Source organism: Streptomyces sp. NPDC047453, assembly GCF_040643155.1.
In the GTDB taxonomy this organism is placed as follows: Bacteria; Actinomycetota; Actinomycetes; order Streptomycetales; family Streptomycetaceae; genus Streptomyces.
The window spans coordinates 1-12,250 of sequence record NZ_JBEYTS010000122.1 but is presented as its reverse complement, the minus strand read 5'-3'; the positions used below and the strand labels follow the sequence as shown (position 1 = coordinate 12,250).

Below are 12,250 nucleotides of genomic sequence, written 5' to 3'. Positions count from 1 at the left end.
AGCCCTTCCGGTGTCAACTGCAGCCCGGTGTGGGTGGCCTGGGAGGTGCCGGGTGGGTAGGTGCCGAAGGCGCCCAGGGCGCCCACGGCGAAGACGGTGGGCAGCGAGGCGGGGAAGGCGACCGGTCCGCCGGTGTCGCCTGCCGGGGCGATGCAGGCGATGCCCGCCGCGGTGGCGTCGGCGAGTTTGCGGGAGACCAGGGCCGAGGGGTACGGGGTTGCCACCTGGATGTGGGCGATGTCGGCCTCGCGCTCGATACAGTGGTCCAGCGCGGCGATCAGGTCGCTGAAGTGGCCGTCGGGCATCACCTGACAGACGTCGAGTTCGGCGTCGACGGCGATGCCGATGATGCCCTTGCCGGTGTCTGCGCCGGCGATGATGCCGGCCGCGTGGGTACCGGTGCCGACCGGGTCGTGAGCCCAGCCGTCCTTCGTGCCGCGCACGAGGTCGGCGCCGGAGCGCACCCGCTGCTTCAGGTCGGGGTGGTCGGTGCTGACGCCCGTACCGATGACGGCGCTCTTGATGCCGAAGGCGCGGAACGTGGGCGGCAGCCGGTCCAGCCGCATGGCCTGCTGGCCCCAGCCGTAACTCTGCCGCTGCTCCAGTTCCGGGTAGACTTTGGCCAGCGGGGTGAGGGTGACGAGGTTGTCTTGGGTCTCCGACAGGTCGGGGCGGTGGATCCAGCGGTCGGTGTATCCGCCCGCGGGCCGGACATACAGGGACTGGAGGGACTGCGCGCTCTCGGTCGCCAGGGTGATGGTGGCCCTCCCATCGGCGGCGGTGATGCCCTGGCTCGGCCAGGCCGCCCCGATCAGGAACACGCCCGCGCCAGCCAGCGGCTCGCCGTCGAGGCCGCAGACGCGCACCGAGATCTCCACGGGCGCCTCCCGCAGCGTGACCAGCCCCGGGTCGCGCAGCGACAGCATCCCTGCGACCGGCATGGCGGCATAGCCGGTTGCAGACAGTGGCAGGTCCGGCTCGATGTGCACGTGCAGCGTCCGCATCGCCGGTACCTGGGCCTCGGCCGCCTCGACGACCACGAGTTCGGGGCAGGAGGGCTGCACTCCAGCCGACTGCAGCTTCCCCGGCGGGGTGAGTCTGCGGACCACCGTGACCTCGGGCATCCTCTCCAGCCGGTCGCACACCGCGTCCATCTCGAGTTCAGGCACTCCCGGCGGGAGCAGATGCTGCGGCAGCGGGGCCACCATGAACCGCTGCCGGCGCGGCTGCACCGCGATCGGTGACAGCGCGCCCTTGCTGCGCGGCGCCGCCTCCTCCGCGGGGCCCGGCCTGCCGGCCCCCGCGCCCTCGGATTCACTCTCGCGGTTGCTTCCGGGCCTGTTTCCGGGCCTGTCCTTGACCATCACGTCCACCTTCACCACGCCTACGTCGGTTTTTGTGCTGCTGATCCGGATGACGGGCGGCTCCAGCTTCCACAGCTGTGCGGTGTGCCCAGGAATCGCTCCCAGGGCACACCGCACAGCGGGGCCGCCTTAGGTCAGCCGATGCCGAAGAGCTGACCCATCTGGCCGAAGCCGGGCTGCTGATACTGCTGCGGGTAAGGCTGACCGAACGACGGCTGGCCGAACGACGGCTGGCCGAAGCCGCCACCCCACTGCTGCTGACCCTGCTGGCTCTGCTGGCTCTGCTGGCTCTGCTGGCTCTGCTGGAGCAGCGTCACGATCGCGGTCGGCAGCGCCTGCTGCACGGACTGCTCCACAGCGTGCCGGATGCCCTCGTGCAGCGTGTGGTGCAGCGCGACAGCAAGGTACGGGTGGGCCTGGTGGGACATGCCCTGCTGCTGCAGCTGCTGCTGGACCTGCTGAATCTGCTGCAGCGTCTGCTGCATGCGCTGCGCGATCTGCTGGCTCGCCTGCTGGCAGGCCTGCTGGATCGCCTGTTGGACCACCTGAGCGATCTGCTGTTGACCGCCGGCCTGCTGGCCGAACTGCTGCAGGGGCGGAGTACCGGTCATCACCGACATGAATGCTCCATTTCGATGCCACAGGAAAGCCAATACAAGGGATACTATTGGCTTTTCGGGATAATCCCGACGTGCTGAAGCTATGGTGACGCAGCTCCGCCCGCAATCGGGCGAGCCGCTCAAGAGGAGCAATCCCCCGATCGGATCCGGCAACAGGCGAACCGGGCGGGGATACGGCAGGATGAGCTGCTGCTGGAAGTGGCGGAGGGGCGGCTCACACTCACTGTCTGCCGCCGGCGGCGGCGGGCTTTGCGGACCAGCGGCGTGCAGTGCCCTCGGCGGACACCTGCGCATCGCCGTCCCGCTCGGTAGAAGGAGCACGGGCCACCGCCGTGGTCAAAGCCGTCGTCGACACCCGTCGCTGGCACATCACCTACAACAGGGCCGCCCCCCCCCACCGCTCCTGGCCCGCCCCGACGGCACCTTCGTCCTGCTCGACCAGACCACCGACCCGCCCCTGGGAACCCGCCCACAGCATGTCCCCCAACCCCAGGCGGCCGTGCCCTACGCCCGCCGCTCCCTGCCCGGGGATGACCTCCTTCGTCATGCCCGTCACGCTCGGCGAGAAGAGTGAAAGCGAGGGATCTTCGGACTCGACGAGAAGACCGCGATGCGCTACGCGGACTCCGCACGGGCGCTGTTGGAGCAGGCCGCCGAACAAACCCGTGAGGGCCTGCAGTGACCTTCTGCGATTCTGCTTGCCATGTCTGCACGAAATCGAAGACTGCCTCGGCACCGTGCCTGGCCACTGACCGCCACCGACATCAACGAGTGTCTCGGCCCTTACATGACCCGCGTCAGGGACCTGCAGTTCCTCACCGGACCTGACAGCGGGACCATCGTCCTGGGAGCAGCATGGCTCGCTCCGAACCCCCGCAACTACGGCCGCGGCATCCACCCGGACATGGTCGGCGTCCACATAGACGTCCACCCGGTCGATGCCACTGAACGTGCTGCCACCCGCGCTGTTCTACGAGCGCAGGCCCTCCCGCAACTACATGACTGGATCACGCAGGCCATCGCCGCCGACGAGACCTGGCAGCTGACCGATCACCAGCACTACTGGCGACTCACCGACGGCCACCTCACCCACCGCGACGAAGCGTGAACCGAGCCCGGACGACACGCACACCCCCACATCAGCGAGATCACACACGCGGGTTTACCACAAACCCAAGGGGCTACACCCGGGATTCAGGACACCGGACTCTCGGGTTCCCGCCGAGACGCCTTCAGTTCCCCTGAACCCACGGGCCTCGAGGCCCGGGTCTTCTATCCCTGACCCACGGTGCGAAGTAGCCCTCGGCCTCCGGTCACGCTCAGCTGTCGGTGGGCTTCGCTGTGGCGGGGTTGAGGGTCTTGTGCACTACGCCGACCGGCACCTTGACTGCGGCGGCGATCTCGCGGATCGACTGGCTTCGGCGTGGCGGGCGAGGATCATTCATCACTTATTGGCGTCCACCACAGGGCGGCGGCCGTCGATGCGGCCGCGGGCCCGGCCGTAATTCGCTTGCCCTGGCCACGGGTCAACGCTGCACTGTGGCCAGACACCACGAGTCGTGGTGCCGGTATCCCGAGGAGACAGCAGCCAGCAATGGAGATCCGTCCTACTACCGACAACGATCTCGACGTCTTCGTCGACACAGTCCATGCCGCGTTCGGGCGCTTCCCGGAAACCTCGATAGAGGGCGGCGGGCTCTGGTGGTCGGCGCTCGAAATGGACCGCGGCATGCTCGCCCTGACGGCGGACGGGCGGCCCGTCGGCACCGCCGCCACGCACTCCTTCGAGCTCACCCTGCCCGGTGAGACCCTCGTCCCGGCCGCCGGGGTGACCGCCGTCGGCGTCCTGCCCTCGCACCGGCGCCAGGGCGTGCTCAGCGCGATGATGCGGCATCAGCTCACCGAGCTGCGGGCCCGCAGGGAGTTCCTTTCCGTGCTGCTGGCCTCTGAGGCCCCGATCTACGGCAGGTTCGGCTACGGACCGGCGACCTACACGGCGCGACTGACGGTGCCGCACCACGAGGCCGCCCTCGCCGTTCCCCGGGCGCGCGGAGTGGCCCAGGCACCAGGGACCGGCTCGGACAACGGCTCGGTCGAGGTGCTGCGTCGGGCCGAGTGCGGCGAGATTCTGGAAGAGGTCTACGACCGGTATCGCCGCGCCCAGCCCGGCGCGCTGTCCCGGCCGCCCCGCTGGTGGGCCTTGCGCGCGGGGCAGCCCCCGATCTCGCCGGCGCCGCGCTACGTCGCCGTCCACCGGGACGCCGACGGCGTCCCGGACGGGTACGCCAGTTACTCGATCGAGTCCGGCACCCTGACGGTCGACGAGACCATCGCCACCGACGACGCCGTCTTCACGGCCCTGGCCCGGTTCGTACTCGGACACGACCTGGTCTCTCAGGTCATGTTCAAGCACGTCCCGCCCGATCACCCGCTGCGCTGGCAGTTCGCGGACTTCCGCGCCGGCGAGGTGAGGGGCGACACCGACTGGCTCTGGGTGCGGCTGCTGGACGTCCCGCGTGCGCTGACCGCGCGCGGCTGGTTCATGGACGGCGAGCTCGTCCTCGACATCGACGACCCGTTCCTCGGCGAACACGACCGCTACCTGCTGACCATCCGGGACAGCAAGGCCGACTGCGTCCCGACGGACCGGAAGCCCGACCTGTCCCTGGACATCAGCGACCTGGGCTCCATCTACCTCGGCGGCACTGCCCCGAGCACGCTCGTGCGTGCCGGACACATCCGGGCCCACCGCCCAGGCGCAGCCACCCTCGCCGACGCACTCTTCCGCGCCGAGCGCTCCCCGCACTGTCTGCACTGGTTCTGACCGCGCTCGTCAGACCTTCCACAAGTCTCGTTCGTCGGCTACTCGTTCGGCCTGACGAGCAGGCCGGAGACGAAGCAACGGGAGTACGCCGAGGGTCAACGGCTACTTTGCACCGTGGATCAGGGATAGGAGACCGGGGCTGACCGCGAACCCACGGGTCTCTCCCCCAGAATCGGGGCATCGCACCCTTGGGTTCGTGCTGAAGAACCTTCAGTTTCCGCGAACTCGCGGGGATCCGCGGAGATGAGGAACATCGGAGCGAAAACCGGCGCTTGTACTCTCCGTGACGATCTGGCCGCAGATGACGGCCCGCTATCCCTGCCATCGGTCATCGTCCTCGGTGTTCGAGTGCCTCACGACGTGGCAGCTGCCCGTTCAGAGGAATCACGTCGATGACTGCTGGCGTGTCCGATAAGGGTTATGGCTTCATCGCCCAGGACAACGGAGGCCCGGACGTCTTCGCCCACTACTCCGAAATCCAGGGCGGGGGCGGCTACCGTCAGCTGAACGAAGGCGAGCACGTCACCTTTGACATCGTCCAGGGCCAGAAAGGCCCGCAAGCACAAAACATGTCCGGGCCTGACTGCTACTGCTCACGGCGATATGGAAGCCCCCTCACAACGCACGAAGCGTTGCCTCGCCGAGGTCTGCCAGCGCACCGGCACCGTCCGCGGACCGCTGTCCAATCAGTGCTCCGGCGGGGCGGTGGCTCCGGAGCCGGCAGCCGCGGGTCCCGGCTCCTGTCCCGGCAGCGCCTCCCACGGCACCTGACGCGCGCGCAGGTCGGCACGGATGTGCCGGGCGAGCCGTGCGGTGTCGTAGTGGTTCAGCGAAGCGCCGATGGCCGCGCCGACCATGAAGGGCGTCAGCATGGGAATCCTGCGGACGGTGAGCCCGATGAGCCGGCGGCGCAGTTCCTTTCTCACTCGCACGCTGAGCATGAGAGTGACCGCGGAGGTCGGTTTCGCGACGTTCAGGCCGCGCCCCTCGGTCCACTCAGCGAGATACAGTGCGGCACGCTGTCGAGCGGTCCCGGGTGCGCGCAGGCCGTACACCTCGTGCAGTTCGGCGATGAGCTTGCATTCGACGGCCGCCGTTCCAAGGATGCTCGCGGCCAGCTCAGCGGGCATCGCGGGAGGAGTGGGCAGCGCCGCGGCAGTGCCCACACTCGCTCCCACGGCCTCGGTACCCCGCACCGCGCCAGCGACCAACCGGTCGGCAATCTCTTCCGGGCCCAGGGCGGGGAAGTGCCGACGCAACGTCTTCAGATCGCGCACCTGGATGCGCGAAACTGCCTCGATCAGCTGGTCCGCGACGGAAGGGGAGACCATCGACCACGCATGGGTCTTCACTTCGGGTGACATAGCGCACCCTCCGTCTCGGCGGCGCCGTACCGACGACCGCCTCCCACCTCGTACCCCCTGATACCCCAGTGATTCGCTCCGCACGGCGGCCGAGTCGGCCTGTTCCCTTCCTGGAAGACGGGCATCAGCCCACCGGGCCCCGACTGCACGGGGGCGACGCCGAGGCGAGCGGTGCGTGGCACCCTGCGCGGTGTGCCGCGATGCGTCGTCGGCCGCAGGCGCCGAGTGCGACGCCGAGAGCGCCGAGACATGCGAGCGGTGCGAGACAGGCGAGGGCTGCGGCTGCCACCGCTCCCGCAAGTCAGCCCTCCTCCGCCAGCAGCAGAGCGCGGCACTCCTCCACGTCGAACTCCGCCGCCGGGTACTGGGGGTCCAGCTCGCGCAGGTATTCCAGCAGAAGCCTGCTGATGGCCCAGTTGCGATACCACTTGTGGTCGGCCGGGACCAGGTACCAGGGCGCGGCCCGGGTCGCGCAGCGAGTCAGGGCCGTCTCGTACGCCCGCTGGTAGGTCGGCCACCGGGCCCGTTCGTCGATGTCGCCGGGGTTGAACTTCCACCGCTTGTGCGGTGTGTCGAGACGTTTCAGCAGCCGGCGCAGCTGTTCGTCATACGAGATGTGCAGGAAGCACTTGATGATCGTCACCCCGTCGTCCGTCAGGGACGCCTCGAATCCGTTGATCCGGTCGTAGCGGCTCTCGAGCTCGCCGATCGGGGCCAAGGAGCGGACCTTGGCGATCAGTACGTCCTCGTAGTGCGAGCGGTCGAAGATGCCTGTCTCGCCGGGGCGCGGGAGCGCCTTCGCTACCCGCCAGAGGAAGTCGTGCTGCCGCTCCTCGCAGGTGGGGGCCTTGAAGGCGTGGATGCGGCAGCCCGCCGGGTTGAACAGTCCGATGACGTGCTTGACCGTGCCGCCCTTGCCGCTGGTGTCCATGCCCTGCAGCACCAGCAGGATCCGTCGGCGGTCCCCGGCCGTCGCCGCCGCCCACAGGCGTTCCTGCAGGCCGGCCAGCTCCTTGCCCATCCGGGCGGTCGCCGCGAGCCCGGCGGCCTTGTCGTCGGGACCGCCGGGGGTCGCTCCGGTGTCGTACGCGGACAGGTCGGCCGGCTCGCCGACGGGGAGGCGGAGCAGGTCACGCAGCGGGGCCTCGTCGCGCTTCCTCGCCATGGCGCACCTCCTCCTCGCATCGGTTCCCCCGATGGTGCGCCGGGGCGACGGACCGCGCTACCCGTCCCAGAGACCGGTGCTCCGACGGGCGACGACGTCGCCGATGCGGACGTCCGGGTACTGGATCACCCAGCGGATCGTCCGCTCTTCCACCCGTCCGTCCTCATAGCCAGGCGGAGCCGGCCGGCTGCGGCTCGATCGACTCCACCCTCCACTCGCCCCCGTTCAGAAGAAGGCGGGCGCCGACGGCGAGATCGCGAAGTGGCTTCGTTCACTCCCAGCGACAGCATTTGTCGGTGAGTTTGAGTCCTGGTCCAACTTCTGTGGAGCGGTGACGCTCAGTGCTATTGAACATCTCTGTGCATGGTGATGTGCCACCACGACCTGACGGTGGTGATGGCCGCAGGTGCTGGCAAGCGACGCGGTGTAGAGCACGATGCCCCCGGCGGGTGTCGGTGGGACGATCGATAATGCCGGTCATGGCAGATCGCAGTCCTGTCCTCCGGATCATCACCTCGGCGGCCCGGGAATCCTTGAAACCGCTCGGTCTGGCCCAGCGGAGGCGGTCGCGGGTGTGTTCAGGCGACGCGGGTGTCGTAGGTCTCGCGGTTGGCAAGCACATCGTCCATGTGCGTCTCGGCCCAGGCCTTGAGGCCCCGCATCATCTCGTACAGCGACAGGCCGAGATCGGTCAGCTCGTAGGAGACCGTGACCGGCACGGTCGGCACCACAGTGCGGGACACCAGGCCGTCGCGCTCCAGGGAGCGCAGCGTCTGGGTGAGCATCTTCTGGCTGACGCCGGCCAGCAGGCGCTGCAGCTCCGAGTAGCGCATCACCCGGGGCCCGCCGGCGCAGTCGGCGCCGGGCTGATGCGCGCTGTCGCTGCCGAGCGCGGCCAGGATCAGCGTGACCCACTTGTCCGAGATCCGGTCGAGCAGCTTGCGGCTGGGGCAGGCCGCCACGAAGGCGTCGTACTCCACCTTGGCCTGTGCCCTTTGCTGGGCTGCCGTCATCGTCGCCATGGACCATTCCTCTCACCCGTGGGTGCCTTACGCACTTCGAAGTGCCTACTTCCCGACAAGAAGCTACGCACGAATAGTGGTGCAAGGCGCCGTCAGGCACCATCCCCTGGCTTAACACGAAAGGCACACCATGGGCACCCCCTCCGCCTCGCTTCCCGGCGGCACCTGGACCCTGGGCGACCTGACCGTCACCCGGTTCGGCTACGGCGCCATGCAGCTCGCCGGCCCCTGGGTCATGGGTCCGCCTGCCGACCGCGAGGGCGCACTCGCCGTTCTCCGCGAGGCCGTCGGCCTCGGCATCACCCACATCGACACCGCCGACGCCTACGGGCCACACATCACCAACCAGCTGATCCGCGAAGCGCTGCACCCGTACTCCGACTCGCTGCACATCGTGACCAAGGTCGGGGCGACCCGCGACGAGGAGGGAGGCTGGCCCCCGGCACGCAAGCCTGAAGAGCTGCGCCGGGCCGTCACCGAGAACCTGGAGAACCTCGGTCTCGACACGCTGGACGTGGTCAACCTCCGGCTCGGCGACGCCCAGGGCCCCCTGCCCGGTTCGCTCGCGGAGGCGTTCGGGGCGCTCGTCGACCTCCAGCGGCAGGGCCTCATCCGGCACCTCGGCGTGAGCAACGCGACGGCGGAACAGGTCGCCGAGGCACGCTCGATCGCGCCGATCGTGTGCGTGCAGAACATGTACAACCTCGCCCACCGCCACGACGACGACCTGATCGACGAGCTCGCAGAGCAGGGCATCGCCTACGTGCCCTTCTTCCCCCTCGGCGGCTTCAGCCCGCTGCAGTACTCGGCACTCACGGCCGTAGCCACCCGGTTGGACGCGACGCCCATGTCGGTCGCCCTGGCCTGGCTCCTGCAGCGGTCGCCGAACATCCTGCTGATCCCCGGCACCTCATCGGTGGCACACCTGCGCGAGAACGCCGCCGGCGCGGGACTCCCGCTGTCCGACGACGATCTCGCCGAGCTCGACAAGATCAGCCGCTAACCCTACGGCGCTCACCAGCGGCTGGGCCGGATCGACCGCGGGAAGCTCGGGCAGCAGCGCCGCGAATTGATCCGCGGGTCGGTCAGCTTGCTGGAAGAACGGGCACAGGTCTCCCCAGTGATCACAGAGCGTCGCAACTCCATGATCAGGGGCGGGCCGGAAGCCGATGCACCGGATAATGGGGTCCGTAGCCGGCCGAGAGGTGCGGCACGGGCGGCTCCGCGAACAGGGTGTTTCCGTCTCCTATCACGGCAGCTCAGCGCCGTATCACCACACCCGGCGAGGCCTGGTCCTCTGACTTCGCCAGGCACACCGAGGTCAGCCCGAACGGTTGAGCCGGGCGAAGGGATAGCGGGCGACGTCGTGGCGCAGCACCATCCGGGACGCGGTCTCGACACTGGTCCCTGCCACCTCTCGAAGAGGGCGTGATGCCACTCGGGAGGACCGGGCCACTGGCTGTGCAGGACACTGGGGGAAGGCGATGACGGGAGCGGGTGTGTGGTCGCCGCGCGGTGTTCGATGGCGGGCGTTGCTGGTGGTGTCCGCGATCTTGGTGGTGCTCGGGTACGGCATCGGTGGGTACATGCTGCTGGGGTCCTCGCCCTCCTCTGCCGTCTACCTGACGGTGATGACGCTGACCACCGAAGGTTCGTCGGCAGCTGATCGGCTCTCCACAGGCGGCAAGCTGTTCACCGCCTCAGTGGCTGTACTCGGCGTGGCGGTGTTCGTGGCTGCTCTGGGAGTGGTGGGTACCGCACTGGTGGAGGGCAGGTTCGGTCCGCGCGGAAGGATGCGACGCATGCAGCACCGGATCGACACACTCGGTGATCATTTCATCATCTGTGCGTATGGACGAGTGGGTCAGGCCGTGGCGCGCGAGTTCGAAGCCGACGGGATCCCCTTCGTGGTGATCGACAGCAAAGCGGAGTTGGAGGAGGTGATGCAGCGCGACAAGGTCGCCTACCTGATCGACAACGCCTCCTCCGAGCAGGTGCTGCGGCGGGCAGGGATCGACCGGGCCCGCGGGCTGGTGTGTGCGGTGGACTCGGACGCCGAGAACGTATACATCACCCTCACCGCTCGCGCACTCAATCCGGCAATCGCCATCGTCTCCCGCGCCTCCGAACCTGCTTCCGTCGACCGGCTCGCCCGCGCCGGGGCCAGTAGCGTGGTGTCCCCGTACGTCACCAGCGGCAGGAGGATGGCGCTGCTCGCCGTGCGGCCGCACATCGTTGACTTCCTGGAGTTCAGTCGGCCTGGTACCTCGGACTGCCGGCTCGAAGAGATTCGCATCGCAGCCGACTCCCACCTGCTGGGCCGCCCCCTGCGGCAGGCATGCAAGGGGGTGCTGCCGCTGCTGGTGCGGCGCGCGGACGGCACGCTGCTTCCCCACCCCGCCCCGGACAGCGACCTTCACCCGGGAGACACCTTGATCGTCTTCGGCGACCTGGGGGCTCTGCGTCCTATCGAGGAATGAGCGGGTCCGACAGGAGCGAGCGCCTGGCCGAGACGGATGCGGCAGTGTTCACCCTTCGGCCCCGTCTTGGGCCTGGCGGTCTGCGGACTGGGGACCCCGCCAGTCCAGGCATAGCACGGTGGCGTCGTCTGCCAGATGTCCATAACAGGCGTTGGTGACCACCTGGGTCAGGATCCGGACCACCTCGCGGGGGTGTTCGCGGGCAGCGTTGTGGGCCACGTCGGGTAGGTCGACGGATTCCGCTTGACGTTCTTGCACACCATCGGTGTAGAGCACCAAGCGGTCGCCTGGGCGTAGATCCAGGTCCTGGACCCGGTAGGAACCGGGTGCGTGCACGCCGAAGGGCAGGTCGACGTCCAAACGTATCTCGTCGACTGTGCCCTCGCGCAGGCGCAGTGGCCAGGGGTGGCCAGCGTTGACAAGCCGTGCGCCGGATCCATCCAGGGCGACACGCAGCATCTGGCCGGTGGCGAGGGTGCCGCGGCCGTGGTCGAGGAGGGCCTGATTGGTCTGACGGGCTTGTTCGGCAAGGTCCTTGTCGGAGCGGCGGCCGCCGCGGGAGGCGTTGATCAGGAGGGTGGCCATGAGGGCGGCGTCGACGTCGTGGCCCATGGCATCGGTGATGGACAGGTGCAGGGTGTCGTGATCAAGGGCGTAGTCGTAGGTGTCGCCGGCGACGCTGTCGGCGGGGACCAGGGCGCAGGCAAGGGCGAACTCGGCTGCCTCGCACGAGGGGGCCGAGGGCAGGAGCTGGCGCTGGATCTCGGCGCCAAGGCTGACCGGGGTGGTGCGCTGGCCCCACTGGTAGAGGTCGGTGAAGCGGCGGTCGGCGACGTACGCCAGCGCGTGGGCGGCCTCCTCGATCTGCTCCAGCACCTCCTGCGTGACCTGGGGAAGGAACAGCTCCAGCACGCCGATGGTGTCGCCCCGGTTGGTGACTGGCGTGACCACCCGATGCCTGTGTCCGACGTCCGGCTGATGCACCAGCTTCTGGGTGCGCAAGACCTTGTCGTAGATGCTGCCGACCAGGGGGATCTGGTCGGCGCGACGGCCCTGCTGCGAGGCTGCTTCCTCGGTGATCCGCACCAGCCGCCGACCAACGATGTCGACGAACAGGAAGGGCACGTACTGCGCGCCGAACCGGTCCCGCAGGTTGTGCGCGACCATGTCCAGGGACGCTACCGGCGCCGCCTTCTCCGCTGCGGCCAGAAACTCGGCCAGCCCGATCCGATCATGCGCCATCATCGTCTCCAAGCATTGCCCTCGCAGCGCTCCCACCTGGCCACGGGCATCATCTTCAGCCGCTTTCCCACCTCTTAACCCCGGTTATTCAGCGGAATTGGTCGGGCTGACGCCCTGACAGCAGAAAGGTGCCGCTGACCTGCGAGGATGCGAGTGTCTAGATCGTATC

General features: G+C 68.6%; 11 protein-coding genes and 1 pseudogene. 5 read left to right on the top strand and 7 right to left on the bottom strand.

Annotated elements, in window-relative coordinates; all coding sequences use genetic code 11:
- The 3 genes from ABZ818_RS40860 to ABZ818_RS40850 all read right to left on the bottom strand — a co-directional run.
- On the bottom strand, positions 1–1,364 hold a 1,364-nt coding region (locus ABZ818_RS40860; protein WP_361426863.1), incomplete at its 3' end, for a S8 family serine peptidase.
- A gap of 134 nt (positions 1,365–1,498) precedes the next feature.
- Positions 1,499–1,984, bottom strand: a complete 486-nt coding sequence (locus ABZ818_RS40855; RefSeq protein ID WP_361426861.1) for a hypothetical protein — start codon at positions 1,982–1,984, stop codon at positions 1,499–1,501.
- Between the two features lie 373 nt (positions 1,985–2,357).
- Positions 2,358–2,531: a hypothetical protein gene (locus ABZ818_RS40850; protein WP_361426858.1), complete on the bottom strand. Its 174-nt coding sequence runs from the start codon at positions 2,529–2,531 to the stop codon at positions 2,358–2,360.
- A gap of 156 nt (positions 2,532–2,687) precedes the next feature.
- Between ABZ818_RS40850 and ABZ818_RS40845 the strand changes: the two genes are divergently transcribed.
- The 3 genes and pseudogenes from ABZ818_RS40845 to ABZ818_RS40835 all read left to right on the top strand — a co-directional run.
- A complete protein-coding gene (locus tag ABZ818_RS40845) occupies positions 2,688–3,092 on the top strand; it encodes a hypothetical protein (protein ID WP_361426855.1) in 405 nt (134 codons plus the stop codon).
- Positions 3,093–3,578: 486 nt separating this feature from the next.
- Entirely contained in the window at positions 3,579–4,808 is a 1,230-nt protein-coding gene (locus tag ABZ818_RS40840) for a GNAT family N-acetyltransferase (RefSeq protein WP_361426852.1), read from the top strand.
- Positions 4,809–5,200: 392 nt separating this feature from the next.
- Positions 5,201–5,380: pseudogene (locus ABZ818_RS40835) on the top strand (cold-shock protein); the annotation flags it as partial.
- 114 nt (positions 5,381–5,494) lie between these two features.
- Here ABZ818_RS40835 and ABZ818_RS40830 read toward each other — a convergent pair.
- The 3 genes from ABZ818_RS40830 to ABZ818_RS40820 form a co-directional block, all read right to left on the bottom strand.
- Positions 5,495–6,172, bottom strand: coding sequence for a hypothetical protein (locus ABZ818_RS40830; RefSeq protein ID WP_361426849.1), 678 nt, complete (start codon positions 6,170–6,172; stop codon positions 5,495–5,497).
- Positions 6,173–6,473: 301 nt separating this feature from the next.
- On the bottom strand, positions 6,474–7,337 hold the full coding sequence (locus ABZ818_RS40825) for a PPK2 family polyphosphate kinase (protein ID WP_361426846.1): 864 nt from the start codon (positions 7,335–7,337) through the stop codon (positions 6,474–6,476).
- A 578-nt stretch (positions 7,338–7,915) separates the two neighbouring features.
- A complete protein-coding gene (locus ABZ818_RS40820) occupies positions 7,916–8,359 on the bottom strand; it encodes a helix-turn-helix domain-containing protein (RefSeq protein WP_306092228.1) in 444 nt (147 codons plus the stop codon).
- A 130-nt stretch (positions 8,360–8,489) separates the two neighbouring features.
- Here ABZ818_RS40820 and ABZ818_RS40815 point away from each other — a divergent pair, with 130 nt between their 5' ends.
- Positions 8,490–9,362 (top strand): aldo/keto reductase family oxidoreductase, encoded by an 873-nt coding sequence (locus ABZ818_RS40815; RefSeq protein WP_361426842.1) that lies wholly within the window; start codon positions 8,490–8,492, stop codon positions 9,360–9,362.
- 496 nt (positions 9,363–9,858) lie between these two features.
- Positions 9,859–10,839 (top strand): potassium channel protein, encoded by a 981-nt coding sequence (locus tag ABZ818_RS40810; RefSeq protein ID WP_361426839.1) that lies wholly within the window; start codon positions 9,859–9,861, stop codon positions 10,837–10,839.
- A gap of 48 nt (positions 10,840–10,887) precedes the next feature.
- Here ABZ818_RS40810 and ABZ818_RS40805 read toward each other — a convergent pair whose 3' ends face one another.
- A complete protein-coding gene (locus ABZ818_RS40805; protein ID WP_361426866.1) occupies positions 10,888–12,081 on the bottom strand; it encodes a PP2C family protein-serine/threonine phosphatase in 1,194 nt (397 codons plus the stop codon).
- Positions 12,082–12,250: the final 169 nt, after the last annotated feature.